This is a genomic window from Pseudomonas sp. MF08875 (assembly GCF_059862525.1).
Map to the genome: position 1 here is coordinate 218,717 of NZ_JCBCUW010000001.1, position 25,048 is coordinate 243,764.

Annotated in this window: 25 protein-coding genes; 12 read left to right on the forward strand and 13 right to left on the reverse strand. The window is 64.0% G+C overall.

From position 1 onward, the window contains the following. Positions 1-23 precede the first annotated feature (23 nt). The gene (gene nhaA / locus AC19YT_RS01055; RefSeq protein ID WP_500609568.1) at positions 24-1,211 is read left to right on the forward strand and encodes a Na+/H+ antiporter NhaA; all 1,188 of its coding nucleotides are present in this window, start codon (positions 24-26) and stop codon (positions 1,209-1,211) included. A 66-nt stretch (positions 1,212-1,277) separates the two neighbouring features. On the opposite strand, the gene AC19YT_RS01060 is transcribed toward nhaA, so the two are convergent. Then, entirely contained in the window at positions 1,278-1,742 is a 465-nt protein-coding gene (locus tag AC19YT_RS01060) for an outer membrane lipoprotein (protein WP_095108076.1), read from the reverse strand. A gap of 169 nt (positions 1,743-1,911) precedes the next feature. On the opposite strand from AC19YT_RS01060, the gene AC19YT_RS01065 reads away from it, so the two are divergent. After that, positions 1,912-2,148, forward strand: a complete 237-nt coding sequence (locus AC19YT_RS01065) for a hypothetical protein (RefSeq protein ID WP_500596747.1) — start codon at positions 1,912-1,914, stop codon at positions 2,146-2,148. Positions 2,149-2,153: 5 nt separating this feature from the next. Here the strand turns inward: AC19YT_RS01065 and pdxH are convergent, their stop codons facing one another. From pdxH to dinG, 5 genes are all read right to left on the reverse strand, one after another. Continuing rightward, on the reverse strand, positions 2,154-2,801 hold the full coding sequence (gene pdxH / locus AC19YT_RS01070) for a pyridoxamine 5'-phosphate oxidase (protein ID WP_095108074.1): 648 nt from the start codon (positions 2,799-2,801) through the stop codon (positions 2,154-2,156). 24 nt (positions 2,802-2,825) lie between these two features. After that, a complete protein-coding gene (locus AC19YT_RS01075; RefSeq protein ID WP_095108188.1) occupies positions 2,826-3,806 on the reverse strand; it encodes an OmpA family protein in 981 nt (326 codons plus the stop codon). Between the two features lie 139 nt (positions 3,807-3,945). Further along, positions 3,946-5,091: a serine hydrolase domain-containing protein gene (locus tag AC19YT_RS01080; RefSeq protein WP_500609569.1), complete on the reverse strand. Its 1,146-nt coding sequence runs from the start codon at positions 5,089-5,091 to the stop codon at positions 3,946-3,948. Positions 5,092-5,257: 166 nt separating this feature from the next. Beyond that, the gene (locus tag AC19YT_RS01085; protein WP_500609570.1) at positions 5,258-7,456 is read right to left on the reverse strand and encodes a beta-galactosidase; all 2,199 of its coding nucleotides are present in this window, start codon (positions 7,454-7,456) and stop codon (positions 5,258-5,260) included. An 88-nt stretch (positions 7,457-7,544) separates the two neighbouring features. Next, complete coding sequence (gene dinG, locus AC19YT_RS01090; RefSeq protein ID WP_095108072.1) at positions 7,545-9,689, reverse strand: ATP-dependent DNA helicase DinG; 2,145 nt, start codon at positions 9,687-9,689, stop codon at positions 7,545-7,547. Positions 9,690-9,788: 99 nt separating this feature from the next. On the opposite strand from dinG, the gene AC19YT_RS01095 reads away from it, so the two are divergent. After that, on the forward strand, positions 9,789-10,253 hold the full coding sequence (locus AC19YT_RS01095) for a DUF2269 family protein (protein ID WP_500609571.1): 465 nt from the start codon (positions 9,789-9,791) through the stop codon (positions 10,251-10,253). A gap of 4 nt (positions 10,254-10,257) precedes the next feature. Here AC19YT_RS01095 and AC19YT_RS01100 read toward each other — a convergent pair whose 3' ends face one another. The 4 genes from AC19YT_RS01100 to AC19YT_RS01115 all read right to left on the reverse strand — a co-directional run bounded on the left by AC19YT_RS01100 (position 10,258) and on the right by AC19YT_RS01115 (position 12,949). Next, positions 10,258-11,016 (reverse strand): collagen-like protein, encoded by a 759-nt coding sequence (locus AC19YT_RS01100; protein ID WP_500609572.1) that lies wholly within the window; start codon positions 11,014-11,016, stop codon positions 10,258-10,260. Further along, a complete protein-coding gene (locus AC19YT_RS01105; RefSeq protein WP_095108069.1) occupies positions 11,009-11,287 on the reverse strand; it encodes a DUF1145 domain-containing protein in 279 nt (92 codons plus the stop codon). Before AC19YT_RS01105 ends, AC19YT_RS01100 begins: the two co-directional genes overlap by 8 nt. A gap of 150 nt (positions 11,288-11,437) precedes the next feature. Continuing rightward, on the reverse strand, positions 11,438-12,163 hold the full coding sequence (locus tag AC19YT_RS01110) for a PA1041 family peptidoglycan-binding anchor lipoprotein (protein ID WP_500609573.1): 726 nt from the start codon (positions 12,161-12,163) through the stop codon (positions 11,438-11,440). A 90-nt stretch (positions 12,164-12,253) separates the two neighbouring features. After that, on the reverse strand, positions 12,254-12,949 hold the full coding sequence (locus AC19YT_RS01115; RefSeq protein WP_500596754.1) for a PA1041 family peptidoglycan-binding anchor lipoprotein: 696 nt from the start codon (positions 12,947-12,949) through the stop codon (positions 12,254-12,256). A gap of 443 nt (positions 12,950-13,392) precedes the next feature. Between AC19YT_RS01115 and AC19YT_RS01120 the strand changes: the two genes are divergently transcribed. The 5 genes from AC19YT_RS01120 (at position 13,393) to AC19YT_RS01140 (ending at position 18,540) form a co-directional block, all read left to right on the forward strand. Then, positions 13,393-13,890 carry a DUF6231 family protein gene (locus AC19YT_RS01120; RefSeq protein WP_500609574.1) on the forward strand — a complete coding sequence of 166 codons (498 nt, stop codon included), beginning with the start codon at positions 13,393-13,395 and terminating at the stop codon, positions 13,888-13,890. Positions 13,891-13,894: 4 nt separating this feature from the next. Further along, the gene (locus AC19YT_RS01125; protein WP_095108065.1) at positions 13,895-14,371 is read left to right on the forward strand and encodes a YchJ family protein; all 477 of its coding nucleotides are present in this window, start codon (positions 13,895-13,897) and stop codon (positions 14,369-14,371) included. Positions 14,372-14,465: 94 nt separating this feature from the next. Continuing rightward, the gene (locus AC19YT_RS01130; RefSeq protein WP_500596758.1) at positions 14,466-14,663 is read left to right on the forward strand and encodes an SEC-C metal-binding domain-containing protein; all 198 of its coding nucleotides are present in this window, start codon (positions 14,466-14,468) and stop codon (positions 14,661-14,663) included. A 227-nt stretch (positions 14,664-14,890) separates the two neighbouring features. Continuing rightward, the gene (locus tag AC19YT_RS01135) at positions 14,891-17,323 is read left to right on the forward strand and encodes a penicillin acylase family protein (protein WP_500609575.1); all 2,433 of its coding nucleotides are present in this window, start codon (positions 14,891-14,893) and stop codon (positions 17,321-17,323) included. A gap of 101 nt (positions 17,324-17,424) precedes the next feature. Then, on the forward strand, positions 17,425-18,540 hold the full coding sequence (locus tag AC19YT_RS01140; protein ID WP_500609576.1) for a succinylglutamate desuccinylase/aspartoacylase family protein: 1,116 nt from the start codon (positions 17,425-17,427) through the stop codon (positions 18,538-18,540). An 8-nt stretch (positions 18,541-18,548) separates the two neighbouring features. Here AC19YT_RS01140 and AC19YT_RS01145 read toward each other — a convergent pair whose 3' ends face one another. Both AC19YT_RS01145 and dcd read right to left on the reverse strand, forming a co-directional pair. After that, entirely contained in the window at positions 18,549-18,758 is a 210-nt protein-coding gene (locus AC19YT_RS01145; RefSeq protein ID WP_095108061.1) for a hypothetical protein, read from the reverse strand. A gap of 107 nt (positions 18,759-18,865) precedes the next feature. After that, positions 18,866-19,432: a dCTP deaminase gene (gene dcd, locus AC19YT_RS01150; protein ID WP_095108060.1), complete on the reverse strand. Its 567-nt coding sequence runs from the start codon at positions 19,430-19,432 to the stop codon at positions 18,866-18,868. A gap of 351 nt (positions 19,433-19,783) precedes the next feature. On the opposite strand from dcd, the gene AC19YT_RS01155 reads away from it, so the two are divergent. Beyond that, the gene (locus AC19YT_RS01155; RefSeq protein ID WP_014336857.1) at positions 19,784-19,993 is read left to right on the forward strand and encodes a cold-shock protein; all 210 of its coding nucleotides are present in this window, start codon (positions 19,784-19,786) and stop codon (positions 19,991-19,993) included. Between the two features lie 121 nt (positions 19,994-20,114). Here the strand turns inward: AC19YT_RS01155 and AC19YT_RS01160 are convergent, their stop codons facing one another. Next, the gene (locus tag AC19YT_RS01160) at positions 20,115-21,122 is read right to left on the reverse strand and encodes a DUF481 domain-containing protein (RefSeq protein ID WP_095108059.1); all 1,008 of its coding nucleotides are present in this window, start codon (positions 21,120-21,122) and stop codon (positions 20,115-20,117) included. Between the two features lie 163 nt (positions 21,123-21,285). Here AC19YT_RS01160 and AC19YT_RS01165 point away from each other — a divergent pair, with 163 nt between their 5' ends. From AC19YT_RS01165 to AC19YT_RS01175, 3 genes are all read left to right on the forward strand, one after another. Further along, complete coding sequence (locus tag AC19YT_RS01165; RefSeq protein ID WP_095108058.1) at positions 21,286-21,630, forward strand: MGMT family protein; 345 nt, start codon at positions 21,286-21,288, stop codon at positions 21,628-21,630. 44 nt (positions 21,631-21,674) lie between these two features. After that, a complete protein-coding gene (locus AC19YT_RS01170) occupies positions 21,675-23,207 on the forward strand; it encodes an AmpG family muropeptide MFS transporter (protein ID WP_500609577.1) in 1,533 nt (510 codons plus the stop codon). Positions 23,208-23,332: 125 nt separating this feature from the next. Next, positions 23,333-25,048 carry a proline--tRNA ligase gene (locus AC19YT_RS01175; RefSeq protein ID WP_500609578.1) on the forward strand — a complete coding sequence of 572 codons (1,716 nt, stop codon included), beginning with the start codon at positions 23,333-23,335 and terminating at the stop codon, positions 25,046-25,048.

Here is a 25,048-nt window from a genome sequence, read left to right on the forward strand (position 1 = left end):
GAATTCCAGAATGGAGAGCGACCTTGCCTCTGCGTAGCACTTTCACGCGTTTCTTTCAGTTGGAAGCTGCCAGCGGTCTGTTATTGATCGCCGCTGCAGCCCTGGCTCTGATTATCAACAACTCACCGCTGTCGTGGCTGTACAACGGCCTGCTGGAGACCCCCGTGGTCGCCCAGGTCGGCGCCTTGCAAATCGCCAAGCCCCTGCTGCTGTGGATCAACGATGGCCTGATGGCCCTGTTCTTCCTGCTCATTGGCCTGGAGGTCAAACGCGAGCTGCTGGAAGGCCCCCTGTCCAAACCCTCGCAAGTGGTGCTGCCCGGCGCAGCCGCCATTGGCGGCATGGTGGTACCGGCGCTGATCTACTGGTTCCTCAACAAGGACAACCCGGCGGCGCTCGGCGGCTGGGCGATCCCCATGGCCACCGACATCGCCTTCGCCCTGGGGGTGCTGGCGTTGCTGGGCAAGCGGGTGCCGGTGTCCCTCAAGCTGTTCCTGATGACCCTGGCGATCATCGATGACCTGGGCGCCATTATCGTCATCGCGATTTTCTACTCCCACGAACTCTCCACCCTGTCGCTGATGCTGGCCGCGGCCTGCCTGGTGGCGTTGATTGCAATGAACCGCCTCGGGGTGGTCAAGCTCGGGCCGTACATGATCGTCGGCCTGATCCTGTGGGTCTGCGTACTCAAGAGCGGCGTACACGCGACGCTGGCCGGCGTGACCCTGGCCTTCTGCATCCCGCTGCGCACGAAAAACGCCGAGCCCTCGCCATTGCTGGGCCTGGAGCATGCGCTGCATCCGTGGGTCGCCTTCGGCATCCTGCCGCTGTTCGCCTTCGCCAACGCCGGCGTGTCCTTGGCGGGCGTGAACCTGGAGAGCTTCACCCACCACGTGCCCATGGGCATCGCCGCGGGCTTGCTGCTGGGCAAGACGGTCGGGGTGTTCGGCCTGACCTGGCTGAGCGTGAAGATCGGCATCGCCGCCCTGCCCACCGGCGCCAACTGGGGCCAGGTGTTCGGCGTGGCGATCCTGTGCGGGATCGGCTTCACCATGAGCCTGTTCGTCGGTTCCCTGGCCTTTATCCCCGGGGCCAGTGAATACGCGGGCATGGACCGCATGGGCATCCTCACCGGCTCCATCCTCGCCGCCCTGCTGGGCTACGCGGTAACCGCCATGGCCAGCGGCAAAAACAGCGCCGTTATCAAGTAACGCCAACCTGAAAGCACAAAACCCCGATCAGTCGCCTGATCGGGGTTTTGTTTTTGCGGCCCGTGGTCAGTGGGAAACGCGGCTGGTGCCACCCACGGTGGAGATACGCACCCGCTCGCCAACGCGGAAAATCTCGTTTTCCTGAACCTGCTGCACGTAGGCGCGGATGCTGCCGTCGTCTTCGCGAACGGTGATTTCCACGCCCTGGGTGCGGGTCAGGCCTTCTTCCGTGGCCGAGCCCAGCAGGCCACCGGCCACGGCACCGATCACGGCGGCCACAATGCTGCCGCGACCGCCACCGATGGCGCTACCGCCAACGCCGCCGATCACTGCGCCTGCCGCACCGCCGATAGGGGTCTTGGTGCCTTCGATCTTGACCGGGCGCAGGGATTCAATGGTGCCCAGGCGGATCGACTGCACGCGGCGTGCTTCATCGCGCGAATAGGAGTCGCCGGTCAGGCTCGACTGGCAACCGGTGAGCAGCATCGCCAGGGTGGAAAAGGTAGCAACCAGCAGAACAGACTTGCGCATAGCATCAACTCCAAAAGGACAGGTATTCATTAAACTGCGCAGCTTGACGCCTGTCACGGCGCCGTGGGGATTAACATGTTTCCATTCAGGCGCCGTACAGGCGCAACCGATCTTTCATCAAACAGTAGCGCCAACTCCTACAAACTGCGCCGCACACCCAAGGATTTCCATGGATTACTTCATCATCGTCGCCACCACCCTGGCCGGGCTGTACTTTCACTGGTGGCTCTATGTGCGGATCAAGCGCTGGGTGGATCGCGACCTGGCCCTGTCCATGGCTGGCAACGACCCCCGTAAAAAAGCCTTCATGCTGGAACAACTGGCCAACGCCCACGCCCAGAAGATCAAGCGCCGCGACCTACCAAAGTGGCTAGAGGCCAGCGCGGCGCAGTACCGCGAGCAGTAGACTGCTCAGGGCGCCAGTCGTTCGCGCAGCCAGCCGCCGCCCTGCGCGCGGTAGTTGAGGCGATCATGCAAGCGGCTCGCCCGGCCCTGCCAAAACTCGATGCGCTCGGGCAGCAGGCGATAGCCGCCCCAATGCTGCGGGCAATCGGGCTGGCTGTCGCTGAAACGCGCCTCGGTGGCCTTGAGCAAGCCTTCGAGTTCCTGGCGATCGGCAATCACCCGGCTCTGGGGTGAAGCCCAGGCACCGAGGCGGCTGCCCAGCGGCCGCACTTGGTAATAGGCATCAGACTCCTGCGCCGTGACCTTGACCACCCGCCCTTCGATTCGTACCTGGCGCTCCAGGGTCGGCCAGAAAAACGTCATGGCCGCAAACGGCCGCGCCACCAGTTGCCGGCCCTTGGCACTTTCATAGTTGGTGAAGAAGGTGAAGCCCTGCTCGTCCAGGCCCTTGAGCAACAGGATGCGGCAATGGGGGCGGCCCTCCTCGTCGACCGTGGCCAGGGTCATGGCATTGGCCTCCACCGGCGGCTGTTCGGTTTTTACCGCCTCGGCGAACCATTGGTGAAACAGTGCGAACGGCTCACCGGGCGCCTGGGCTTCGGTGAGGCCATCGCGGATGTAGTCGCGGCGCATATCGGCCAGGGCTTGAGTCATGGCGCTTTCCTTGTTCGAGCAGCGTTATTTTTTGACGGTATCGGCCGCCGCGACTTTTTTCGCGGTACTGGCAGCCTTGGCCGGAACAGGTTTTTTCGCCGGCGTTGGGGTCTTGGCCGGTTGCTTCTTGGCCGGGGCCTTGACCGCCGCTTTTTTGGTGGCGGCCGGTTTTTTCGCCGGCACGGCTTTCTTGGCTGCCACGGCCGGGGCCACGGCGGGCTTGGCGGCGGGCTTGACGTCCTGCACGGCCACCAGGCGCACAGGGGCCGGCGCCGGCATGTTGTACTTGCTCAGCAGGGCCAGCATGGTGGCTTGCGGCGTGAGGAGGATTTCCACACGGCGGTTCAGGGCGCGCCCTTCGACACTGTCATTGGCCGCGCGCGGGGCGTCCGAGCCCATACCGCGCAGGCTCAGGCGATCACGCTGCAAGCCGCTGAGGCGGAAGATCGAGGCCACCGACTGGGCGCGCTCCTGGCTCAACTTCAAGTTCGCCGGTGCAGCCCCCGAGGTGTCGGCGTGGCCGAGCACCAGCACGGCGGTCTTGGGGTCCACTTCGAGGATCTTCGCCACCCGGGTGAACGGCCCGAGGGTCACGGGCAGCAGCATGGCCGGGCGATCCGGGTTGAACGAGCCGTCCACCGGCGCCGTCACCACCAGCACGTTTTCCCGGCGCTCCAGCTCCAGGTTGCTGTCCTTGATGGCCGTGCGCAGGCGCGGTTCGTAGTCATCGAGCCAGGCCTGGGTGATTTTTGGGTCGGGCATGGGCACGGCCTTGGTCGCGGCTTTGTCCTTGCCGCCAAACGGCCACCACCAGTTGCCGCCGGTTTCGGCCTTGGCTACCACTGGCGCAGGTTTGGCAGGCACAGGGGCCGGGCGCTGCTCGGCGACTTTTTCGGAAGAACCGAACTGCCACCAGTGGCCGCCATCGGAATCGGATTGAGGCGTCTGTGCGCAACCGGTGATCGCCAGGCAAAGCCCCAGCGCGACGAATTTATGAGATGACATTGAAAATCCAAAAAATGAGATGAAAAAAATCGGCAGCGGGCCGAACTGCGGCTGTTGTTGTAGCAAGCGGGCGCCCACACCACGCACAAACAGCCCGTTGGAAAACACAAATAGCACAGGGTTCCTGCCGTGTTTGCCCTTACAGACAGCCGGCCAGTACCCGTACCAGTTTCTGCGCCCGTGGGTCCATCAGCACATAGGGCCCCAGGGTGTTGGTGACGAAGCCAAAGGCCACGTCATGCTGCGGGTCGGCGAACCCCACCGAGCCGCCCGCGCCCGGGTGGCCGAAGGCCCGTGGGCCGAGGCCGAAGGTGGCGTTGGGCACATCCGGTTGGTCGAGCATGCAGCCCAGGCCGAACCGGGTGCGGGTCAGCAGGGTCTTGTCTTCGCCCAGGCTGTGTTCGCGGGTCAGTTCTTCGAGCATGTCGGCTTCCAGCAGGCTGCCGTCGAGCAGGCCGCTGTAGAACCCCGCCAAGCTGCGGGCGTTGCCGTGGCCGTTGGCGGCCGGTTGCTGCATGCGCCGCCATTCGGGTTTGTTGGTGCTGGTGAGGATCGACGGCGGGTTGGTGAACGCCCGGGTGGTCATGGCCGTGGGTTCGCGCATCGTCACGTGCAGCAGGCGCTGGGCCGCGGCGTCGCCGACGTTGCCTTTGCCCCGGGCGATATGGGCGACGCGGTGGAACTCTTCATCGGCCAGGCCAACATGGAAATCCAGCCCCAAGGGCCGTGCCACCCGCGCCACGATGGATTCGCCGGGGCCACGGCCGTCGGCGCGGCGCAGCAATTCGCCCACCAGCCAGCCGTAGGTGATGGCGGCATAACCATGGCCTTCGCCGGGGGTCCACCATGGCGCTTCTGCCGCCAGGGCCGTGACCATGGTGTTCCAGTCATACAGCGCCTCGGGCGGCAGTAGCTCGCGTAACGCCGGCAGGCCCGCGCGGTGGCTGAGCAGGTGGCGCAGGGTCACGCCTTCCTTGCCCGCCGCCGCGAATTCGGGCCAGTAGCGGGCCACCGGGGCATCGAGCTGCAACTTGCCTTCGGCCACCAGTTGCAAGGCGGTGACGGCGGTGAAGGTCTTGGTGCAGGAGAACAGGTTGGCAATAGTGTCGCTGTGCCAGGCCACGCTGGCGTCCTTGTCGGCGGTGCCGGCCCAGAGGTCGGCCACGGTTTCCCCGCCGACCTGGATGCACAGCGCCGCGCCACGTTCCTGGGGATCGTCGAACAGCGCCGCGAAGGCTTCGCGCACGGCTTCGAATTTAAGCTCGTAATGACCCTGAATCTGCACCCGGTGCTCCCCCGTTTTTTCGCGTTACAAAGTGGCCCGCATTGTTCCAGCCTTGGAGGGTTTTGGGAACGGTAGCGAGCGAGCTTGGCCGCGTTCGGCTGCGCAATGGTGCCGGGGATGAATCATAACGGGGCGCTTCGCATCCCAGCCCGGGCAAGCGCGCTTGCTACGGTAGGGTTTCGATTGCTTGCAGGTTGCTTTTACGCACGCTCTGCACAAAGCCCTGGAACGGCACGTCGGTGATGCCCACCAGGCCGAAGTGGCCGTTTTCGCCGTCCAGCAGGCGCCCGGTAACGGGTTGGTCCAGGTACTGGAACCAGTGCACGCCGACAATCGACGGCTCGGCCAGGGCCTGCTGGAGAAAGTGCGCGTAGGCCGGGCCGCGGTCTTCTTCGCGGGCAAGTTCGGTGATGCCGCCCCAGAACGGCCCGCGGTCCCGGGAGCCGAAGTTGAACTCGCTAATCAGCACCGGTTTGTCCAGCGCCCGCAGGGCAACAAAATCATGGCCGTCCTGGGGTTTGAGGGTATAGAGGTTGAGGCTCAACACGTCGCAGTACCGGGCGCAGGCCTGTAAGGCCTGGGGCGTGTTGACGGCAAACCGGCCGCCCAGCAGCAGGTGATTGGGCGCGTGCCATTGCAGCGAATCAGCGATGGTCTTGAAGTAGGTGTCGGCGAATACCTGCTGAAAATGCTGATAGTCGGCCTCGATCTGCGGGTGTTCGGCGCTGGGCAGCGGCGCCACGAAGCCTGGGTCTTCCAGCAGTTCCCACGCGCTCAATTCGATACCCCAGGCCTGGGACAACCCGGCGTGGTTGCGGTACTTGTCGCGCAATTGCTTGAGGAAGGCGCGCTTGGCCGGGGCGTCGGTGGTCAGGCGCAAAGTGCCCAATGCCAAGGCATAGCGCGCCTGGGGCGTGTCGCCGGGGCCGGCCCAGGCCAGTTCGTTGTCAGCGAAGTAGCCAATCAGCCAAGGGTCCTGGCGGTGATCGCGGGCAGCAATCGCCACCGCGCGCTCGGTGGCCATGGCAAAGCGAGGGTCGAAGGGGTCGGGCATGGCGCCCCACCAGTCGCTGCCGGTGCTGACGCTGGCGTAATCGCCGACGATGGACAGCGCCAGGGTGTAGGGCACGCGGTCGCTGTTGCCCAGCACGGGCGCGCTCCAGTTGCCCACCGTGTTGAAGCCCCAGGCCTGCAAGCGGTCGAGGGTATGACGGGCCCAGCGTTGCTCGTCGAAGGCCATCGGCGGGCACGGTGCGGCCTCATCGAGGCAGGGTTGGCCGTAGGTGCGTTGCAGGTTGGCGCCATAAAAGTCGAACCAGCGCCCGTGGTTGAACCCTCGGCCCTGATCCGCGCCGTTGCCGCCACGGTTATCGCCTGCACCGTAGTAGGCCGCCAGGGGCGTGCCGGCTTCGGGCAAGGCGCTGAACATCGCCTCGCGGCCGGCGACGTAGGTGCGCCCGGCATCCGCCGCCACGGCGTTGACCCCCAGGGAATAGAAGGCGTGCCCCAACGGCGTCACCAGGTACCAGCGCTCGCCGCGCTTTTGCGTGCGAAAGAAGCCGCTGGCACTGAAGGCCGGCACGGCGATCGAACCGCCATACAGGTCCAGGGTGGCCTGCTGGCGCTGAGCGAGCCAGGTGTCGAGTTGCTGCTGCTCGCGGGCGGCGTGGGTCTTGAGCTGTTCGTCGCTGGCGATTTTTTCCGGCCAGCGTGCGCGGGTGGATTGGCCATGGGCGTCCACTACCGCGCCGTAGGCCGCCTCGACCACCGCGCCCATGTCCTGGGTGCCGAAGCGTTCCAGCAGCAGGCTCTGCGCCGCCCGGGGCTGGTCCATCGACAGCGCCACCGAAACCACCTGGCTGCGGTCGATGGCCCCGGCGCTGCTGGCCAGCAGGATGCGCTGGCCCTGCACGGTCATCGGCATCGGCGGCCCGGCCGTCATGCCCCGAGCCAGGGGCGATGTGGCCTGCAAGGGCACCAGCAGGGTCTGCGCCGGGCCGGCCGGCAGGTCGATGCGGCTGACCAAGGTTCGGCCGTCGTTGCTTTGCACGGTGATGTGCAGGGTCACCGCCCAGTTCATGCCGTTTTGCAGGCGCAGGCTCATGGCCTCGGCGCTGGACCAGTCCCACGCGCCGGTTTGTGGGGCCAGGCGCAAGGTTGGCCGGGGGCTGGGGTTGAAGATCACCCGGCGCAGTACCTCGCCTTCAGCCGTTTGCTCGGCGTTCGATTGCGGCAGGCGGGTGTCCTCGGTCAGCACCCGTACCACTTCGGCGGGGCGCACGAAGTTGAACAGGGTCTGGGGGGCGGCCCACAGGGGCGCGGCGAACATCAGGGCAAATACGGCGGGCAACGAACGGCGAATCATGGGTACGGGTTTCTCCCTAACGACCAGGGTTTGGCCAGCGTGCGAAGGTGGATATCAGACGGGCGTGGGCGCAAAGGCCCACGCCACTTCAGGAAATTTCCCGGCGAAACGGCGGCAGCGCATTGAGGATGGCTTTGCCGTAGCGCTGGGTGACCAGGCGCCGGTCCAGCAGGGTGATGGTGCCCCGGTCCTGTTCGGTGCGCAGCAGGCGCCCGCAGGCCTGGACCAGTTTGAGCGAGGCGTCGGGCACGGAAATTTCCATGAACGGGTTGCCGCCCCGGGCCTCGATCCATTCGGCCAGCGCCGCTTCCACCGGGTCGTCCGGCACGGAAAACGGGATCTTGGCGATCACCACGTGCTCGCAGTAGGCGCCCGGCAAGTCCACGCCCTCGGCGAAACTGGCCAGGCCGAAGAGCACACTGGAATCACCGCCATCGACCCGCGCCTTGTGCTTGTTCAGGGTTTCCTGCTTGGACAGGTTGCCCTGGATAAACACCTGCTTGCGCCAGTCGCGCTCCAGGCCATCGAACACGTCCTGCATCTGTTTGCGCGAGGAAAACAGCACCAGGGTGCCACGCGAGCCTTCCACCAACGCAGGTAGGTCGCGGATGATCGCCGCCGTGTGGGCGGCCGCGTCGCGGGGGTCGGCGCGCAGGTCGGGCACCCGCAGCACGCCGGCGTCGGCGTGGTGGAAGGGGCTGGGGACTACGGCGGTGACGGCTTTTTTCGGTAGGCCGGCGCGCATGCGAAAACGCTCGAAGGTGCCCAGAGCGGTCAGGGTGGCCGAGGTTACCAGGGCGCCGTAGGCCACGTTCCACAGGTTGCGGCGCAGCATCTCGGCGGCCAGGATGGGGCTGGCGTTGACCTCGATGTCGAACAGCGAACCGCTTTCGGCCAGGGTCAGCCACCGCGCCATGGGCGGGTTGTCGTCCGGGTCTTCGACGGTGAACGCGGTCCACAGCTCCCAGTTGCCTTGCGAGCGCGACAGCAGGCTGCCGAACAGCGGGTACCACTCCTCGGCCTGGTTGCTGGCGATGCCGATGTTGACCTCGCCGTCCATGCCTTCCTTGAGCAGGTCGGTGAGGCGGGTGAACAGGTCAGTGAGGCGCGAGAACCCCTTCTTCAACTCGATGCCCATTTCGCGCATGTGCTCGGGGATCACCCCGCCGACAAAACGGTGGCGCGGGCGCTCGCGGCCCTCGACGTCTTCACCGGGTTTGAAGTCGGCCACCTGCTCGCACGCGGTGAACATGAACTGCTGCTGGGTCTTGATCTCGCGCGCCAGCTCCGGCACCTGCTCGATCAACTTGCCTAAATCGCCGGGCAGCGGGTGTTGGGCGAGCAATTTGGTGAGGTTCTTGGCGGTGGTTTCCAGCCAGTCGGCGGTGGAGCGCAGGCGCGTGTAGTGGGCGAAATGGCCGATGGCCTTGTCGGGCAGGTGGTGGCCTTCGTCGAACACGTAGAGGGTGTCGCGCGGGTCCGGCAGCACGGCGCCGCCGCCCAGGGCCAGGTCGGCCAGGACCATGTCGTGGTTGGTGACGATCACGTCAACCTTGCCCATGCCTTCGCGGGCCTTATAAAAGGCGCACTGGCCGAAGTTGGGGCAGTGGCGGTTGGTGCATTGGCTGTGGTCGGTGGTCAGGCGCGCCCAGTCGGCGTCTTCCAGGGCGGTGGACCAACTGTCGCGGTCGCCGTCCCATTTATTGCCGGCAAGTTTTTCGATCATGCTGGTAAACAGCTTCTGGCTGGCCTCATCGACCTCGATCCTGAAGCCTTCTTCTTCAAACAGCTGGGCCGTGGCGGTTTGCGCGTGGCCTTCTTGCAGCAACATGTCGAGCTTGGACAGGCACATGTAACGCCCGCGCCCCTTGGCCAGGGCGAAGGTGAAATTCAGGCCACTGTTGCGCATCAGGTCGGGCAGGTCTTTGTAGACGATCTGCTCTTGCAGGGCCACGGTGGCGGTGGCGATCACCAGGCGCTTGCCCGCGGCCTTGGCGGTGGGGATGGCGGCCAGGCTGTAGGCCACGGTCTTGCCCGTACCGGTGCCGGCCTCCACCGCCACCACCGCCGGGTCGCCACTGCGCCGGCCTTCGTCGTCGGTATCGATATCGCCCAGGACCTTGGCCACTTCGGCGATCATCAGGCGCTGGCCGTAACGCGGCTTGAGGCTCTTGGCTTCGAGAAAACGCGAGTAGGCGCCCTGGATCGTGGTTTTGAGTTCGGTGCTAATCATGGTTGTCTGGGCGCGCAAAACGCTGGATAAATTTTCAGTGGTTCGGATCGGCCGCTATCATACCCCGCTAATTAATCCCGCGCAGAACGGAGTACCCCCATGACAGTCTTTGCCCTTCTTTACACCCTCCATGTGCTGGCCGCGCTGGTGTGGGTCGGCGGTATGTTTTTCGCCTGGATGGTCTTGCGCCCCGCCGCCGTTAAGGCGCTGCAAGGCCCAGCGCGCCTGACGCTGTGGGCCGAGGTGTTGCCCCGGTTTTTCGTGTGGGTGTGGGTGGCGGTGGTGCTGTTGCCGATCAGCGGCACGGGGCTGATGCACTTGCGCTTCAACGGTTTCGAGACCGCGCCGCGCTATGTGCAGGTGATGATGGGCCTGTACGTGGTGATGACGGCGCTGTTTATCCGCATCCAGGCCCTGCAACTGCCGTTGTTGCGCCAAGCGGTGCAGGCCGAGGACTGGGCGGCGGGCGCCGCCACCCTGGGTTCGATCCGCCGCTTAGTGGGAATCAACCTGCTGGTCGGGTTGAGCCTGGTGGCCATCGCGGCGGCACGCCCGGGGTTGTGAGGCGTTACAGGCGTTGCAGGGTCACCGAGCCGGCTTCACCTGCCGGGCCGGGTTGGCCTTCGGCGCCGGGGCGGCCGCTTTTGCCGCCGTCGGCGCGGTAGACGATGCAGCCCTTGGACTGGCCACCGGCACCCGGCTTACCCGCCGTGCCGGGCAAACCGCCGGCGCCACCGTCCACCAACACCTTGATTTGCGCCTGCGGGTAAGCGTGGGGCAGCGCTAGGCGTACCTGGGCGCCCGCCGCGCCGGGGTGGCCATCGCCGCCGTTGTCGCCATCGGCCCCGCGCCCGGCCTGGCCCCAGGTGCAACCCGGGGCCTTGCCGTTGGCGCCGTCCAGGCCCGCATAGCCCGGCGCGCCGGCGCCGCCACGGGCGTCCACCGACAATTGTTCGGCTTTGAGCGAATCAATGCGCAGCTCCAGGTTGCGCCCCGGTTTGGCCGCTTTAAGGTAGTTGCCCGGCGCCCCCCGCGAAGTGATCTGGCTGCCGGTGCCCAATTGCGCATGGGCCACACGCAGTTGCAGGCCCTGCTCGGCGGGCACGATAGCGATGCGTGCTTCGTGGCCCAGGTGCAACTGGCCCACCTCGACCTGGGTCACGTTGGCCGGGATCAGCAGGGTGGCGTAGTCCGCCACGTCCAGGCGTTCCAATTGCAGGGTGCTGGTGGTATTGGGCAGGCGCAGTAGGGAGTTGGGTTGCACCGTCACCGACTGGGCGAAGGCCAACGGGCTGCAAAGGGCGGCAAGCAAACACAGGTTACGCATGGTGGGCCTCGGTCACGGCCGGGGCCGGAAGGGTTTGGATATGGAAAATGCCCACCAGCAAGATCTGCAAGCGGTCACGCCAAGGGTGGCGGCGGCCTTTGAGGCTGCCATTGAACAGCACGAGTTCCAACACATGGGTCAGCAGCAACAGGCTGCCCGCTAGGCTGACCAGTACGTCGAACGGGTTAATCAGCGGTTGATGCAGGTTGAACAGCACCACCAGCCAGAACACTAAGGTCAAGCATTTACCCAGCCCCCAGAACACTTTCATGCGCCCCCCTTGTTGATTTGAGCGGTTTTATTGGCGCGCACAGTATCGGCGCCTGATGCAAATTTGCCAGCACTTAATGCAAATAATTCTCGAATAGAGCATTGGGCCACCGGCCCATCCCGGCCCGGCGGCCCTGCCTTTATAGAGCAGTCAACGGCCTATCTGCAATTCCACGCGGCGGTTTTGCGCACGCCCTTCTTCAGTGCTGTTGTCGGCCACTGGCTGGCTCTCGCCCAGGCCTTGGCTGGTGAGTTTCTCTGGCGCCAGGCCATTACTGAGGAGGAACGCGGCGACGCTGCTGGCGCGGCGCTCCGAGAGTTTTTGGTTATAGGCGTCGCTGCCCTGGCTGTCGGTGTGGCCAACCACCTTGATGCTCACCACGTCGGCGTTGTTGAGCTTGCTCATCAATGCCGTCAGGGTGCCGCGGGCGGCGGAGGTCAACTCGGCGGAATCGAAGGCAAACAGCACATCGCCCTGGTCGCTGAGGGTGATGACTTCACTCTGCGGCGCCACCGGTTCGGCCGGTTTGACGCTGGCCGGGTACTGCGGGACCGGGCAACCGCGGTTGTCCACTTCGGTATTTTGCGGGGTGTCGGGGCAACTGTCGCGGCGGTCGAACACACCGTCGCTGTCTTCATCGCCATCCTGGGCATAGCAAATCAGGCCACCGGCCAAGACGCCCAACGCCGCGCCGCCGCCCGCCCAGGCGCTGCTTTCTATCGCGCCCAAGCCGCCGCCCACCAGGCCACCGAGCAGGCTGCAAATCGGCCAGGTGCGTTGATTGAGGGGGGCTGTGCCATCGCTGTGGGTTGCGCAACCTGTCAGTAGGCTGCTCAGCAGAAGAACCGGTAACGCGACTCGTGAGAAAAATCTCATTTTGAATGCTCCTGTGTTACCGGCCCATACCGGTCACACAGGAGTAAAGACCCGCATCCGCGACTACACAAGCCGCGGTTTGATTGGCTTCTAGCGGTTGATTTGGATTTCCACGCGGCGGTTCGAGGCACGGCCGTCGGCGGTTTTGTTATCCGCCACCGGGTGGCTCTCACCGGCACCGACCACCGAGACAAAGTTGCTGCGCGGCACACCCGCGCCGATCAGGTACTCGGTTACCGAATGGGCGCGTTTTTCCGAGAGTTTCTGGTTATAGGCGTCGCTGCCCACGCTGTCGGTGTGGCCGCTGACCCGCAATTGGGCGCTCGGCGCTTCTTGCTTGAGGCGCGTGGCGATGGTGTCGAGCTTGGTTTTGTCGGCGCTGGTGAGGCGCGCCGAGTCGAACTCGAACAGCACATCGCGGATCACGATGGTTTCTTCCTTGACCACCACCACTTCCTCGACCACCACCGCGACCGGTTCTGGCGGGCAACCATTGGCATCGACCTGCACCCCTTTAGGCGTGCCCGGGCACTTGTCGCGGCTGTCCGGCACGCCGTCGCCGTCCTCGTCGCCATCGCCATGAACCCAGCAATAGGCCGCCGCCAAGCCGCCCACCACCAGCGCGCCACCGCCGGCCCAGGACGTGCTTTCCGTCGCCCCCAGGCCCGCGCCCACCACACCACCAACGGCGGCGCAGGTTGGCCAGTCGGTTTTCTGCAAACCTGCGCAACCAGTCAACACACTGGTTAGCAGAACCAAGGGAAGTGCTGTGCGAATGATGCTCATCGAGTGCTCTCCTGAGGGATCGGCTTAAAACCGATTCAGGCAGTAAAGACTGCCCTTTTAATATCCGCCAGCAATAGGCCATCAACGACCTCACCCCGTGTTCACGGGGGTGTGCCGGTTAGAGACCAGCGCTGTGGATGACGCCCCTTGTAGGAGCGCTTGTTCGCGATGGCGGCATACCGCCGCCAGACGTGCATCGCCTGCCCCTGCCTCATCACGGGCAAGGCCCGCTCCTACAGTTGCACGGTGGTGCGGGCGAGATTTTCATTTTTCCTCTGTGGGAGCGAGCCTGCTCGCGATGGCGGCACGCAGTGGCGGTGGCGAATGGCAGGGGTAAGACTGTTGCTCCCACAGGCGTATAGCCCGGGCCGCTATTTGCCCCCTACCCCTAGGCCCTGGCCCTGCGCCGCGCTAGTCTTGCCCGCTCTGACCGAGGAACTTCAATGACCGCAGGTATTTCTTCGCGCACGCCCCAGCAGGCCCTGGCGGCCTTGCTCGCCCGCTACGCCCCGCAGCGCCTGTTGTTGGTCGGCGCTGGCGACTTCCCGGCCCTGGCCGCGTTCCGCCAGGCCCACCCCGACTGCACCATCGCCCAAGCTCAACCCGGGCCATTGCCCGCCGACCTGGCCGGCCAACGCTTTGACCTGGCCCTGGTGCTCGACTGCCTCGAACACCTGCCCAAGCGCGATGGCCTGAACCTGCTGGGTGGCATCCGCAACCTCAACGCCAGCCGCATCGCCGTGCTGGCGGACCTTTCGGCCTGCGGCTGGCAAGAGACAGACTTTTTCTCCCTGGCCCTGCAAGCCAGCGAGCGTTTCGAGCGCGAGGCACAGGTGCTGACCCTGTTTACCTACGATCTGCTTGACTACAAGCAAGTGCCCGACTGGCTCAACGCGCGATTCTGGGCAAACCCGGAAAACTTCGGCAAGTATTGGTGGTAATACGATGAGTACTTCGATTTGCCCTTGCGGCAGCGGCACCCTGCTCGACGCCTGCTGCGGCCACTATCACGCGGGCCAACCCGCGCCCTGCGCCGAGGCCCTGATGCGCTCGCGCTACAGCGCCTACGTGCTGGGCCTGGTGGATTACCTGGTGGCCACCACCCTGCCTGCCCAGCAAGCAGGCCTGGACCGCCAGGCCATGGCCGACTGGAGCGCGGGCAGCACCTGGCTGGGCCTGGAGGTGGAAAGCCGCGAAGTATTCGGCGGCCAACCGGAACACGCCTTCGTCACCTTCACCGCCCGCTGGCACGACGACAGCGGCGAACACAGCCACCGCGAACGTTCCTCTTTCGTACAAAACAATGGGCGCTGGTACTTCATCGACCCCACCGTAGTGCTCAAGGCCGGGCGCAACGACGCCTGCCCCTGTGCCAGCGGGCAGAAATTCAAGAAGTGCTGCGCCAGCTATTTCACACCCTGAAACCGCGGCGGCGGATTATTCCTCATGCCCAGCGTGCACGCGCCGTACATTGGCGCGATAATCGCCGCCGATTTTTCCTGCGGAGTAACCCCCCATGACCCAAACCCCTCACGTCCACGGCCCTGATTGCAATCACGACCACGAGCATCAACACGAGCATGGCCACGTCCACGGCCCGAACTGCGGCCACGCCCACCAGGAGCCGGTGCGCAACGCCCTCAAAGACGTCGGCCGCAACGACCCTTGCCCCTGCGGAAACGGCAAGAAATTCAAAAAATGCCACGGCGCGTGAGGCCTTAAACACCTCTCCCCTGTGGGAACGAGCCGGCTCGTGAGAGCGGCTCTCTGTTGACGCAGCGGGGCCGAGCCCGCCGCCATCGCGAGCCGGCTCGCTGCCACCGGGCGCATGCTGGGCCTGATTCTCCCGCCACGAAATAACCTGCGCCCCTGCTTGCGCAGGCTCCTGCCGCTCACTAACGTAGCGCCTTTATTCGCACCACCCCGCGTAGGAGTTCCGCCATGGCCTCGCCAGCCTTTACTCAATTCATTCCCCGGTTCGGCGTTGCCGCAGCAGTGGCCGGTGCGCTGGGCCTGACCGGATGTCAGTCCTGGAACGCCCAGGACAGCCTCCCGCCCGCCTCGGGCGTGCAAGCGGTCAAAGGGCTGGCACAGAACGTTTCGGTACGCCGCACGCCCGTGGGCATGCCGCTGATCGAGAGCAACAGCTTCCACGATGCGCTGTTCACCCTTGGCTACGTGCACGCCAGCGATCGCCTTACGCAAATGCTCACCATGCGCCTGCTGGCCCAGGGCCGCTTGGCGGAAATGGCCGGCAGCGAGGTGCTCGACGGCGATCGCCTGATGCGCGCGGTCAACCTCAAGAAGAGCGCCGAGGAGCTGTATAACGCCTCGTCGCCACGCCTCAAGCGTTTCTTTGAGGTCTACGCGCGCGGCGTCAACGCCTACCTGTTCCGCTACCGCGACAAACTGCCGCCGGACCTCGCCGCCAGCGGCTACAAGCCCGACTACTGGAAACCCCAGGACTCGGCACTGATCTTTTCCCTGCTCAATTTCAGCCAATCGGCGAACTTGCCCGAAGAACTCGCCACCCTGGTGCTGGCGCAAAGGGTCGGCGCAGACAAACTGGCCTGGCTCACGCCGTCCTACCCGGATGAGATGCTGCCGTTCGCCGAAGCGGAAAAACTCAAGGGCCTCAACCTCGCCACCCAGGTGCCGGGCCTGGCCGCGTTGCAGCAGACCAGCGCCCGCCTCGCGGCGATGAACCTGCTCAATGTCGCCGCCGCCAGCAACTGGGCCATCGGCGCGCAGCGCTCGCGCAGTGGCAAGAGCCTGTTGGCCAGCGACAGCGTTCAGCCCCTGGCCGTACCGTCGCTCTGGACCCCGGTGCAGATCCGCGCGCCCAAATACCAGGCCGCCGGCATGACCGTGGCCGGGTTGCCGCTGATCGTCAGCGGCTTCAACGGCAAAGTGGCGTGGAGCATGAGCGCGGTGATGGGCGACAACCAGGACCTGTTCCTGGAAAAAATCCGCCGCCAGGGCAGCAACCTTACCTACGAAGCCAACGGCAAATGGCTGAACGCGGCGGTGCGCAACGAAACCTATTTCGTCAAAGGCCAGCGGCCGATTCGCGAGCCCCTCTACGAAACCCGCCACGGCGCCCTTCTCAATAGCGTCGGCGGCTACGGCTTGGCCCTGCAAGCCCCGAGCCTCAAGGACGACAAGAGCCTGGACGCGTTCTTCGACCTGTCCCGCGCGCCCAATGTCGAGAAAGCCTCGGACGCCAGCCGGGAAATCCGCGCCATCGCCCTGAACATGGTGTTTGCCGATGCCAGCAACATCGGCTGGCAGGTCACCGGGCGCTTCCCCAACCGCCGCGACGGCCAGGGCCTCGTGCCCTCGCCAGGCTGGGAGGGGCGCTACGACTGGGACGGTTACGCCGACCCGATGCTGCACCCCTACGACCAAGACCCGGCCCAGGGCTGGCTCGGCGCGGCCAACCAACGGGTCATCCCCCAGGGTTACGGCATGCAGTTGTCCAACTCCTGGAGTGCACCGGAACGGGGCGAGCGCCTCGCCGCCCTGGCGGGCACGGGCAAGCATGACAGCCGCAGCCTGATCGCCATGCAGTACGACCAGACCACGCCCTTCGCCGCCAAGCTGAAAAAAGTCTTCGAGGCGCCGGGCATGGCCCAGCCGCTCAAGCACGCCATCGATGCCCTGCCCGAAGCCCAGCGCGCCAAGGCGCGGGAGGCATTGAGCCGCTTGCTGGCGTTCGACGGCCGGCTCAGCCCGGTGTCGACCGACGCGGCGATCTACGAACTGTTTCTGCAAGAAAGTGCACGGCAGATCTTCCTCGACGAACTGGGCCCCGAATCCAGCCCGGCGTGGCAGGCGTTTGTCGCCAGCGCCAGCCTGTCTTACCCAGCCCAGGCCGACCACTTGCTGGGCCGCGAAGACAGCCCCTTCTGGGACGACACCCGCACCCCCGGCACGGAAGACAAACCGGCGATCCTCGCCCGCAGCCTGGCGGCGGCCATCGACGCCGGCACACAACGCATGGGCGCCGACCGCAAGGCCTGGCAGTGGGGCAAGCTGCACGCTTATGAGTGGAAAAACGCCAGCGGCCAAACCGTGCGTGGCCCGCACGCGGCGGGGGGCGACCACAATACGCTGAACGCTGCGGCCTACGCCTGGGGCCAGGACTTCAACACTACGCGGGCGTCGGCGGTGCGTTTTATCGTCGATTTCGGCCAACCGGAACCCTTGATGGTGCAGAACGCGGGCGGCCAATCCGGCAACCCGGCCAGCCCGAATGCCCTTAATGGCCTCGACCCGTGGTTCAAGGGCCAGTACCAGAGCCTGCCGCTGCAACCGCAGAATTTTGAGCGTGCCTACGGCAAGGCGCGCTTGACGTTGGTGCCAGGCAAGTAAGGGAAAAGGCAACAACCTGTGGGAGCCTGCTCCCATAGGGCGTACACCCACTCGACCCCTGGGCATCTACCGCCAGGCCGATTCATGAGGAATTTGAGCATATGCGCCACCAGATCCAGCACCTGCTTGCCCCACTGCCCGGCACTGCGCGGCAGATCGACAGCTTCCACTTCGGGCCCGAGGGGGGCGGCAAAATCTATATTCAAGCGTCCCTACACGCCGATGAACTGCCCGGCATGCTGCTGGCCTGGCACCTCAAGCAGCGCCTGGGCGAACTGGAAAAGCAGGGCCGCCTGCGCAGCGAAATCGTCCTGGTGCCGGTGGCCAACCCCATCGGCCTGGCGCAAGTGCTGATGGACGTGCCGTTGGGCCGTTACGAGCTCGAGAGCGGGCACAACTTCAATCGCTACTTCGCCGACCTGGGCGAAGAGGTCGGCAACCGGGTCGAGGAGCGCCTCAACGATGACCCACGGCACAACCTGCGGCTGATCCGCGACACCCTGCGCGAGGCCCTGGCCCAGCAGATCGCCAGTACCCAACTGCAATCCCAGCGCCTGACCCTGCAACTATTGGCCTGCGACGCCGACATCGTGTTAGACCTGCATTGCGACTACGAAGCCGTGGCCCACCTCTACACCACACCCGAAGCCTGGGCGCAGATCGAACCGCTGGCCCGCTACATCGGCGCCGAGGCCAGCCTGCTGGCGAGCGACTCGGGCGGGCAATCGTTCGACGAGTGCTTCAGTTTGGTGTGGTTGCAGTTGCAGGAACGCTTTGGCGAGCGCTTCGCCATTCCCCTGGGCGCCATCGCGGTGACCGTTGAATTGCGCGGCCAGGGCGACGTCAACCACGGCCTCGCCAGCCTCGACTGTTTGGCGGTGATCGACTACCTGACCCACCAGGGTGCCATCAGCGGCGAACCTGCGCCGTTGCCGGAGCTACCCTACCCGGCTACGCCCCTGGCCGCCGTGGAACCGGTGCAAACCCCGGTGGGTGGCCTGCTGGTGTTCATTGCCCTGCCCGGCGAATACCTGGAGGCTGGGCAACTGGTGGCAGAAATCATCGACCCCATCGGCGACAGCGTCACGCCTATCCACTGCGCCAACGCTGGGTTGCTCTATGCCCGCACGGTACGGCGCATGGCGACGGCGGGCATGGTCATCGCCCACATCGCCGGCACCAACGCGTACCGCAGCGGTTATCTGCTGGCACCTTGAGGGATGCGTCAGGCCACTGGGGCCGGTGGCGGCTCGTCCGGCAGGGTCGGTTCACCGGGCTCGGTGGGCTGTTCGTTGGGGGTATCGGGGTCAGGCTGGCCGGGAATACCACCTGCCATGCTCACGGGTGGATGGGCCAGCAATGACCAAGCCAGCACGCCAACTTGATTGGGCGAAAGCCTCGCCAGTTCAGCACTGATTTGCGGATCGATCTTCATGGGGGACTCCTGGGCGATGGCCCGGCTCGCCTTGCGCGAACCAGAGCGGTACTGCTTGTAGAGTGCAGGTACGCCCAGGAATTCCCACGGTTTGTCAGATACTCGGATCAGGTCCGAGGCAGGGTGACGCCGAGCTGGCCCTGATACTTGCCGCCACGGTCCTTGTAGGAAGTTTCACACTGCTCGTCGGACTCGAAAAACAGCATCTGCGCCACGCCTTCGTTGGCGTAGATCTTGGCCGGCAGCGTGGTGGTATTAGAGAACTCCAGGGTCACGTGGCCTTCCCACTCCGGTTCCAGCGGCGTGACGTTAACGATAATGCCGCAGCGCGCGTAGGTGCTCTTGCCCAGGCAGATGGTCAGCACGTTGCGCGGAATGCGGAAGAATTCCACGGTGCGGGCCAGGGCAAAGGAGTTGGGCGGGATGATGCACACGTCGCTCTTGACGTCGACGAAGCTCTTTTCATCGAAGTTCTTCGGATCGACAGTGGCCGAGTTGATGTTGGTGAACACCTTGAATTCATCAGCACAACGCACGTCGTAACCGTAGCTCGACACCCCGAAGGAAATCACCCGGTCAGCGCCTTCGCCGCGTACCTGACGCTCTACGAAGGGCTCGATCATGCCGTGCTCTTGCGCCATGCGGCGAATCCACTTGTCCGATTTGATACTCATGGCGGGTGTCCTGAAATAGCGAGGTGGAGAAAATCTGTCCGGCATCTTACCGGGGCGCGCCTTAGGGTTCAAAGACCGGCATGTTTTTCTCGCTTTTCCCACAATAGCTGGGCCCCGCGGGCTCCGGCTGTCACCTTCAGTCACGAAAACCCATAAACCTTTACAAAGACCATTGGCACGTTCCGGAAAAAGGGTTAAGGTGGCGCCACTGTGCTGCTTGTGTCACTGAGAATCTCTACACGATGTTGAATTTCGATCCAACCATCTCCAAGAATTTTTCCTGCTCTTTGCACTCAGTCTCGGCCAGGGCTTTTCCTGAGTCGCAGTTAACTTTGTCCAAGGAGATACACCATGTCTAATCGCCAAACTGGTACCGTTAAGTGGTTCAACGATGAAAAAGGCTTCGGCTTCATCACTCCACAATCCGGTGACGACCTGTTCGTTCACTTCAAAGCTATCCAATCCGACGGCTTCAAAAGCCTGAAAGAAGGCCAACAGGTTTCTTTCGTCGCTACCCGCGGTCAGAAAGGCATGCAAGCTGAAGAAGTTCAAGTTATCTAACTTGTACTGATTACAGCTAAAAGCCCCGCCCTTAAAAGCGGGGCTTTTTTGTGGGCGTCTGTTTTACCTGAATGTGCCGGCGATAGCGCGGTAAATATCGCTATCGCCGATAAACCCAGCCTTACCAGGTCACGCCGAAACCGGCGGTGTAGCGGGTCTTGCTCATATCACTGTCGTTGGTGCCGGTGATGATGTCCTTCTCGGCCTTGAGGTTGAGCGAGGCCCATTCCGTGACCCGATAACGCAGACCCACTTCGGCATCCAGCGCATAGTCGGCGACGCCAGCCAGGGGCTTGCCCACTTCGCCATTAGTGAAGAACTCAACGCTCTTGCCTAGCAGGTAGCGGTTGTAGTCCCACTTCATGGCCAGGGAGTAGAAGTTGTCCTTACCACCGTCCGAATACTCATAGTCGGTGCGGTTGACCAACGACCCCAGCGAGAACGCCCCCAACTCGTCATCCCAGAACTGGTAACCCGGGCCAGTACCGACAGTACGTTGGCGTGCCAGGTCTTCGACTTTGTCGCGCTTGTAGGTCAAACGCCCCTGCCAGAACCACTGCTCGGTGAGGAAGCGGTCCAGCGCATACTCGGCACTCCAGTTGTCGGTGGTCACCACGTCATTCTGAAACACCCGGTTGTACTCGCCCTCGGCAATATGCCGCCACTTGCCATGGCGAGCAGAGGTCTTGAAGTCGACGTCGTAGTCGTCGACGTCTTTCTCGGCGCGCTGATAGTCCAGCGCCACATCGACATTACCCTTCCAGACGAGATCCTCGATCACAGGTTTAGGCTTGATGATCTGTTCGATACTGGCCAGCTCGACGGTTTTCGGCGCCTCGCCGTTGGCCAAGATCACCATGCCCTCCTCGGCCGCGTGCAAGGACTTGGCCTTCTCGCCCACATAGGCATCCTGCTTGACCAACAACTCCTGATCGCTCTCCAGGGTCTTGACCTGATGCCAGTCCAGAGCCACGACCCCGGCGTACTTGGTTTGGATCAGCAATTTGCCGCCATCGAACACCTTGATCTTGCCACTGAGGCGGTCGCCATTTTTCAACCAAACGGTATCGGCCAATACAGGGGTGGAGGTACTGAGGACAGCGAGGCACAGCAGGGATCTGGACAGCATAAGCAAAGACAACGCTCGAGTTCGCGGAAAAAACCGGCATTATCCCCATGGATAAAGCCTTAGGAAGGACTGACCCGAGTATTTGAGTTGAGTTCACTTCCCATTCGAGAATCAGAGACGTTTCCTACATTAATACGGACATACCTCCTACTGGACCACCACAATGAGTGACACGCCCGAAAGCCCGGCCCAGATGCGCCGCACCGCGCTTTACCTGACGCTGGCCCAAGTGCCCGAAGGCAAAGTGGTCAGCTATGGCCAGTTGGCAGAACTGGCAGGCCTGGGTCGCGCGGCGCGCTGGGTGGGCCGCACCCTCAGCCAGTTGCCCGGCGATAGCAAACTGCCCTGGCACCGCGTAATGGCAGCGGGCGGACGTCTGAGCCTGCCCGCCGGCTCCGCCTCGGGTGACGAGCAACGTGCGCGTTTACGCAGTGAAGGTGTCAGCATCCTGAACAATCGTGTTGATATTCAGCGCCATGGCTGGCGCCCGGTAGAGCACAGCGGTTAGAGTGCGCGCTTTGTTTCCGTACTTCTTGAGGCAGACTCCAGCCCATGCCCCGTAAAACCTGGCGAGCCGCACTTGCCGCCTATGCCAGCCCCTCGACGCTCGTGTTGTTGCTGCTTGGTTTCGCTGCCGGCCTGCCTTACATGCTGGTGTTTTCTACGCTGTCGGTCTGGTTGCGCGAAGCCGGTGTGGCGCGCGAAACCATCGGTTATGCCAGCCTTATCGGCCTGGCCTATGCCTTTAAATGGGTGTGGTCGCCGCTGCTCGACCAGTGGCGCCTGCCACTACTGGGCAAACTGGGGCGCCGGCGCTCTTGGCTCGTCCTGTCCCAGGTGTTGGTGATCCTCGGCCTGGTAGGCATGGGTTTCTGTGACCCGCAAAAACACCTGTCCTGGTTGATCGCCATTGCCGTGGTCGTGGCGTTCGCCTCTGCGACCCAGGATATCGCCGTGGACGCCTATCGCCTGGAGATCGCCGACGACACCCGCCAGGCTGCCCTCGCCGCTGCTTATATGTCCGGTTACCGGGTCGCGGCGCTGCTGGCGACCGCAGGCGCGCTGTTTTTCGCCGAAGGCTTCGGCTCCACCGGGTTCAGCTACAAGCACTCGGCGTGGACCGGCACTTACGTGTTGTTCGGCGCGCTGATGGTGCCCGCCCTGCTCACCACGCTTTTTATGCGCGAGCCACCGGTGCCCTTGCGCACCCAACTGTCGGCCGGGCGCTACAGCTTCGTGCATCAACTGGCATCGGTGTTCGTGCTGATCGTGCTGCTGGTGTCGGTGCCGGCCCTGTGCACTCAGCTCTATAACACCGACTTCGCCAGCGTGTTATTCGAGGGCGTCAGCCTGCTGGACCTCCTGTTGGAAGACCGCGCATTCCTGCGTGCCATCCTCTACGGCACCCTCACCGCACTGTGCCTGTCCGCCATGGGCCGACGCGGCCTGGCGCCGGTACTGACGCCGGTCAACGACTTTATCCTGCGCTACCGCTGGCAAGCCCTGCTGCTGCTGGGGCTGATCGCCACCTACCGCATGTCCGACACGGTCATGGGCGTGATGGCCAACGTGTTCTACATCGACCAGGGCTTCACCAAGGATCAGATCGCCAGCGTCAGCAAGATTTTCGGCCTGATTATGACCCTGGTAGGCGCCGGCATGGGCGGCCTGCTGATCGTGCGCTTCGGCATCCTGCCGATCCTGCTGATCGGCGGCATCGCCTCGGCCGGCACCAACCTGCTGTTCCTGATGCTCGCGGGCATGGGCCCGGACCTGCAAATGCTGATGGTGACCATCTCGCTGGATAACTTCAGCTCGGGCCTGGCCACTTCCGCCTTCGTCGCCTACCTGTCGAGCCTGACCAACCTCAAGTTCTCCGCCACCCAATACGCCCTGCTCAGCTCGATCATGCTCTTGCTGCCACGCCTGATCGGCGGCTATTCCGGGGTGATGGTGGAGAAGTTCGGCTACCACGACTTCTTCCTGATAACCGCCCTGCTCGGCGTGCCGACCCTGCTGTTGATCGCCCTGCACTGGTTCCAGGAAAACCGCCGCATTCGCCTGAACCCGCAAGAGCAAAGCTGACACCCCAGGGCCACGTGGGCGCAAACGCCTACAGGGCCTGGCCAACCTGATGCCTGTACGCCAGCAGTTACCGCCCGTACAATGCCCAGTCATTTCTCGTCATCAGCAACCGACAACGGCCTACCATGCGCACCAGTCAATATTTGCTCGCCACACAGAAAGAAACGCCTTCGGACGCGGTCGTCATCAGCCACCAGCTGATGCTGCGCGCCGGCATGATCCGCAAACTGGCCTCTGGCCTGTACACCTGGTTGCCCATGGGGCTGCGGGTCATGCGCAAGGTTGAAGCCATCGTTCGCGAAGAAATGAACGCCGCCGGCTCCCTTGAAGTGCTGATGCCGAGTACCCAACCGGCCGAGTTGTGGCAGGAATCCGGGCGCTGGGAAGAGTACGGCCCGGAATTGCTGCGCTTCAAGGATCGCCATGGCCGCGAGTTCTGCGCCGGCCCGACCCATGAAGAAGTCATCACCGACCTGGCCCGCAACGAGTTGAGCAGCTACAAACAGCTGCCAATCAACCTGTTCCAGATCCAGACCAAGTTCCGCGACGAAATCCGCCCGCGCTTCGGCCTGATGCGTGGCCGCGAGTTCATCATGAAGGACGCCTACTCCTTCCACGCCGACCCCGCCTCACTGCAAGTCACCTATGACCGCATGCACCAGGCGTACTGCAACGTGTTCACACGCCTGGGCCTGAAATTCCGCGCGGTCGAGGCTGACAACGGCTCCATCGGCGGCGCCGGCTCCCACGAATTCCACGTGCTGGCCGAGTCCGGTGAAGACGACATCATCTTCAGCAATGGCTCCGACTACGCGGCGAACATCGAGAAAGCCGAAGCCGTGCCCCGGGAAACCTCCCGCGCCGCGCCGACCGAAGAGCTGCGCCTGGTCGATACGCCCAACGCCAAGACCATCGCCCAACTGGTCGAAGGCTTCAATCTGCCGATTGAAAAAACCGTCAAGACCCTGGTGGTCCACGCGCAAGAAGCCGGCAAGCTGATCGCGCTGATTATCCGTGGCGACCACGAGCTCAACGAAATCAAGGCCGCCAACCAGCCTGGCGTCGCCAACCCTCTGGTCATGGCCAGCGATGCCGAACTGCGCGACGCCATTGGCGCCGGTGCTGGCTCCCTGGGCCCGCTGAACCTGCCACTGCCGATCATTATCGACCGCTCGGTGGAGCTGATGAGTGACTTCGGCGTCGGCGCCAACATCGACGACAAGCACTACTTCGGCGTCAACTGGGAACGCGACCTACCGGTTCCGACCGTGGCCGACCTGCGTAACGTGGTCGCCGGCGACCCAAGCCCGGACGGCAAAGGCACCTTGGAAATCAAGCGCGGCATCGAAGTCGGGCATATTTTCCAACTGGGCACCAAGTACAGCGAAGCCATGAAGTGCCAGGTCCTGGGCGAAAACGGCAAGCCTGTGACCCTGTCCATGGGCTGCTACGGCATCGGCGTCTCTCGCGTGGTGGCTGCCGCCATCGAGCAGAACAACGACGAAAACGGCATCATCTGGAGCGATACTCTCGCACCTTTCCAGATCGCCCTGGTGCCCCTGCGCTACGAAACCGAACAGGTGCGCGAAGCCACCGACAAGCTCTACGCCGAACTGACGGCTGCCGGCTTCGAGGTGCTGCTGGACGACCGCGACAAGAAAACCAGCCCCGGCATCAAGTTCGCTGACATGGAACTGATCGGCATTCCCCACCGGATCGTGGTCAGTGACCGCGGCCTCGCCGATGGCAACCTGGAATACAAGAGCCGCACCGAAGCCGAGGCACAAGCGCTGCCGGTCGCTGACGTGCTGTCGTTCCTCCAGGCCCGTATCCGCCGCTGA

Excerpts from the sequence above, each read along its gene's own strand:
- AC19YT_RS01060 (WP_095108076.1), bottom strand. The coding sequence starts at position 1,742 with ATGCGCAAGTCTGTTCTGCTGGTTGCTACCTTTTCCACCCTGGCGATG.
- AC19YT_RS01100 (WP_500609572.1), bottom strand. The coding sequence starts at position 11,016 with ATGCGTAACCTGTGTTTGCTTGCCGCCCTTTGCAGCCCGTTGGCCTTC.
- AC19YT_RS01110 (WP_500609573.1), bottom strand. The coding sequence starts at position 12,163 with ATGAGATTTTTCTCACGAGTCGCGTTACCGGTTCTTCTGCTGAGCAGC.
- AC19YT_RS01130 (WP_500596758.1), top strand. The coding sequence starts at position 14,466 with ATGACCCAAACCCCTCACGTCCACGGCCCTGATTGCAATCACGACCAC.
- AC19YT_RS01125 (WP_095108065.1), top strand. The coding sequence starts at position 13,895 with ATGAGTACTTCGATTTGCCCTTGCGGCAGCGGCACCCTGCTCGACGCC.
- AC19YT_RS01175 (WP_500609578.1), top strand. The coding sequence starts at position 23,333 with ATGCGCACCAGTCAATATTTGCTCGCCACACAGAAAGAAACGCCTTCG.
- AC19YT_RS01160 (WP_095108059.1), bottom strand. The coding sequence starts at position 21,122 with ATGCTGTCCAGATCCCTGCTGTGCCTCGCTGTCCTCAGTACCTCCACC.
- AC19YT_RS01075 (WP_095108188.1), bottom strand. The coding sequence starts at position 3,806 with ATGTCATCTCATAAATTCGTCGCGCTGGGGCTTTGCCTGGCGATCACC.
- AC19YT_RS01135 (WP_500609575.1), top strand. The coding sequence starts at position 14,891 with ATGGCCTCGCCAGCCTTTACTCAATTCATTCCCCGGTTCGGCGTTGCC.
- AC19YT_RS01145 (WP_095108061.1), bottom strand. The coding sequence starts at position 18,758 with ATGAAGATCGATCCGCAAATCAGTGCTGAACTGGCGAGGCTTTCGCCC.
- AC19YT_RS01095 (WP_500609571.1), top strand. The coding sequence starts at position 9,789 with ATGACAGTCTTTGCCCTTCTTTACACCCTCCATGTGCTGGCCGCGCTG.
- dinG (WP_095108072.1), bottom strand. The coding sequence starts at position 9,689 with ATGATTAGCACCGAACTCAAAACCACGATCCAGGGCGCCTACTCGCGT.
- AC19YT_RS01065 (WP_500596747.1), top strand. The coding sequence starts at position 1,912 with ATGGATTACTTCATCATCGTCGCCACCACCCTGGCCGGGCTGTACTTT.
- AC19YT_RS01140 (WP_500609576.1), top strand. The coding sequence starts at position 17,425 with ATGCGCCACCAGATCCAGCACCTGCTTGCCCCACTGCCCGGCACTGCG.
- AC19YT_RS01155 (WP_014336857.1), top strand. The coding sequence starts at position 19,784 with ATGTCTAATCGCCAAACTGGTACCGTTAAGTGGTTCAACGATGAAAAA.
- AC19YT_RS01165 (WP_095108058.1), top strand. The coding sequence starts at position 21,286 with ATGAGTGACACGCCCGAAAGCCCGGCCCAGATGCGCCGCACCGCGCTT.
- AC19YT_RS01105 (WP_095108069.1), bottom strand. The coding sequence starts at position 11,287 with ATGAAAGTGTTCTGGGGGCTGGGTAAATGCTTGACCTTAGTGTTCTGG.
- dcd (WP_095108060.1), bottom strand. The coding sequence starts at position 19,432 with ATGAGTATCAAATCGGACAAGTGGATTCGCCGCATGGCGCAAGAGCAC.
- AC19YT_RS01120 (WP_500609574.1), top strand. The coding sequence starts at position 13,393 with ATGACCGCAGGTATTTCTTCGCGCACGCCCCAGCAGGCCCTGGCGGCC.
- pdxH (WP_095108074.1), bottom strand. The coding sequence starts at position 2,801 with ATGACTCAAGCCCTGGCCGATATGCGCCGCGACTACATCCGCGATGGC.
- AC19YT_RS01170 (WP_500609577.1), top strand. The coding sequence starts at position 21,675 with ATGCCCCGTAAAACCTGGCGAGCCGCACTTGCCGCCTATGCCAGCCCC.
- AC19YT_RS01115 (WP_500596754.1), bottom strand. The coding sequence starts at position 12,949 with ATGAGCATCATTCGCACAGCACTTCCCTTGGTTCTGCTAACCAGTGTG.
- AC19YT_RS01085 (WP_500609570.1), bottom strand. The coding sequence starts at position 7,456 with ATGATTCGCCGTTCGTTGCCCGCCGTATTTGCCCTGATGTTCGCCGCG.